The sequence below is a fragment of the Methanosarcina sp. DH1 genome (assembly GCF_020804205.1).
Taxonomy (GTDB): Archaea; Halobacteriota; Methanosarcinia; order Methanosarcinales; family Methanosarcinaceae; genus Methanosarcina; species Methanosarcina vacuolata.
Genome location: NZ_WJBJ01000005.1, coordinates 1 through 2,398, shown reverse-complemented (window position 1 = coordinate 2,398; position 2,398 = coordinate 1). Strand labels below are relative to the sequence as shown.

1 protein-coding gene, 1 tRNA gene, 1 rRNA gene and 1 other annotated feature (1 of these 4 cut by a window edge) are annotated in these 2,398 nt (G+C 54.2%); all 3 genes read left to right on the top strand.

Annotation, left to right across the window (positions count from 1 at the left end; all coding sequences use genetic code 11):
* Positions 1-1,058 (top strand) — a sequence feature (most likely nonfunctional fraction of RNA operon); it begins 429 nt to the left of the window's first position.
* Complete coding sequence (locus tag FXW07_RS19185) at positions 360-485, top strand: hypothetical protein (RefSeq protein ID WP_255678547.1); 126 nt, start codon at positions 360-362, stop codon at positions 483-485. (Overlaps the previous feature by 126 nt.)
* Before the next feature lie 84 nt (positions 1,059-1,142).
* Positions 1,143-1,215, top strand: a tRNA-Ala gene (locus FXW07_RS01850).
* A gap of 116 nt (positions 1,216-1,331) precedes the next feature.
* Positions 1,332-2,398 (top strand): 23S ribosomal RNA (locus FXW07_RS01845); the annotation flags it as partial.

Genomic DNA, 2,398 nt, shown 5'->3' with positions numbered 1-2,398 from the left:
AAATACACCTGTTAGCAAGGGCCGGGCAAGACCGGTGCCAGCCGCCGCGGTAACACCGGCGGCCCGAGTGGTGATCGTGATTATTGGGTCTAAAGGGTCCGTAGCCGGTTTGGTCAGTCCTCCGGGAAATCTGATAGCTCAACTATTAGGCTTTCGGGGGATACTGCCAGACTTGGAACCGGGAGAGGTAAGAGGTACTACAGGGGTAGGAGTGAAATCTTGTAATCCCTGTGGGACCACCTGTGGCGAAGGCGTCTTACCAGAACGGGTTCGACGGTGAGGGACGAAAGCTGGGGGCACGAACCGGATTAGATACCCGGGTAGTCCCAGCCGTAAACGATGCTCGCTAGGTGTCAGGCATGGCGCGACCGTGTCTGGTGCCGCAGGGAAGCCGTGAAGCGAGCCACCTGGGAAGTACGGCCGCAAGGCTGAAACTTAAAGGAATTGGCGGGGGAGCACAACAACGGGTGGAGCCTGCGGTTTAATTGGACTCAACGCCGGACAACTCACYGGGGACGACAGCAATATGTAGGCCAGGCTGAAGACCTTGCCTGAATCGCTGAGAGGAGGTGCATGGCCGTCGCCAGTTCGTACTGTGAAGCATCCTGTTAAGTCAGGCAACGAGCGAGACCCGTGCCCACTGTTACCAGCATATCCTCCGGGATGATGGGTACTCTGTGGGGACCGCCGGTGTTAAATCGGAGGAAGGTGCGGGCCACGGTAGGTCAGTATGCCCCGAATTTCCCGGGCTACACGCGGGCTACAATGAATGGGACAATGGGTCCCTCCCCTGAAAAGGGCTGGTAATCTCACAAACCCATCCTTAGTTCGGATCGAGGGCTGTAACTCGCCCTCGTGAAGCTGGAATCCGTAGTAATCGCGTTTCAATATAGCGCGGTGAATACGTCCCTGCTCCTTGCACACACCGCCCGTCAAACCACCCGAGTGAGGTATGGGTGAGGGCACGAACTCTGTGTCGTGTTCGAACCTGTGCTTTGCAAGGGGGGTTAAGTCGTAACAAGGTAGCCGTAGGGGAATCTGCGGCTGGATCACCTCCTAAGCAAAAAACCCACTGCCCAGATGCCGATAAACCGAACAAAATCCTCACCCCTGAGATCCGTTGTGGATCTCTAGTCTCTCTAGGGCTTGTAGATCAGATGGAAGATCGCTGCCTTTGCAAGGCAGAGGCCCTGGGTTCGAATCCCAGCAAGTCCATTTTTGTGCACCCGAAAAGTAAATTTTCGGGGAAGGGCGGATTGCCTGCGTTGACACGCAGGTACATGAAGTCATGTATAGGTGCTGTATACTGGACGCTTTCTGGACCTGGTTAGGATACACAGGAATTATGCTRTCAGGTGGATGGCTCGGCTCAAGAGCTGATGAAGGACGTGCCAAGCTGCGATAAGCCCGGGGTAGGTGCAAGGAGCCAATGAACCCGGGATTTCCGAATGGGACCTCTCCATAGTGATCAGTAATGATCGGGAACGCTCCGAATTGAAACATCTCAGTAGGAGCAGGAAAAGAAATCAACCGAGATACCGTGAGTAACGGCGAGTGAAAACGGYACAGTTCAAACCGAATCCCTTCACAGGGAAATGTGGTGTTGTAGGGCTGTTCAAACGTCCGGCGGCTAAACAGAACTTGCCTGAAACGGCAGACCGTAGAGTGTGACAGTCACGTATGTGTAAACCAAAAGACCGGAACATGTCCCTGAGTACCGTGCGTTGGATATCGTGCGGGAATCTGGGGGGCACCAACCTCCAAAACTAAATACTACTTGAGACCGATAGCGAAATAGTAGGGTGACCGAACGCTGAAAAGTACCCCGAGAAGGGAGGTGCAAAGTGCCTGAAACCTGATAGTGATAGAACGATACGGCATGAAAGGAACTCTGATATGAAGGAACCATTCGCGAGAATGTTGTACGAATATCACTGCCAGTGTCGTATCTTACGTTTTGAAGAACGGGCCAGGGAGTTTATCTCAGTGGCAATGGCTAACCTTTATCTGGGCAGCCGAAGCGAAAGCAACATGTGCGCAGCTCTYCGAGCGAGGCACGACGTATACAAGTGCGTGGAGTCACTGGGGTAAGACCCGAAGCCGGGTGATCTAGGCGTGGGCAGGTTGAAGCGTGGCGAAAGCTACGTGGAGGACCGCAAGCGGTATTGATCTGCAAATCATTCGTGTGACCTGCGTCTCGTAGTGAAATGCTAATCTAACCCGGCATCCGCTGGTTCCTTCCAAAACATGTCGCAGCATGACCTGACTGGAGATCGTCGGTGGAGTAGAGCACTGATTAGCGGTTCCGGGGGGGAAACCCCTCGCCCGCCTGTCAAACTCCAAACCCACCGTCATTGTAGAAAGTCGGAGTCCGGACTGCTGGGGTAAGCTTGTAGTC